Below are 285 nucleotides of genomic sequence, written 5' to 3' on the forward strand. Positions count from 1 at the left end.
GTACGACCTGAGCCGCCTGCGCACCGGCATCATGGCAGGCTCGCCGTGCCCGATCGAAACGATGAAGCGGGTCGTTTCGAAGATGCATTTGAGCGAGATCACGATCGCCTATGGCATGACCGAGACGAGCCCGGTGTCGTTCCAGAGCTCCACGACTGATCCGCTCGACAAACGCACGACGACCGTCGGACGCATCCAGCCGCATCTCGAGGTGAAGATCGTCGATGCGCTGGGCAACATCGTGCCCGTGGGCGAGACTGGCGAGCTCTGCACGCGCGGTTACTC

1 protein-coding gene is annotated in these 285 nt (G+C 62.8%); it reads left to right on the plus strand.

Translation table 11 applies throughout. The features are described 5' to 3' along the window. Positions 1 to 285: AMP-binding protein (locus NCS00_RS33225; RefSeq protein ID WP_250442277.1), on the plus strand; the 285-nt coding region annotated here is incomplete at both ends.

Source organism: Caballeronia sp. AZ1_KS37 (genome assembly GCF_023631165.1).
GTDB lineage: Bacteria > Pseudomonadota > Gammaproteobacteria > Burkholderiales > Burkholderiaceae > Caballeronia > Caballeronia zhejiangensis.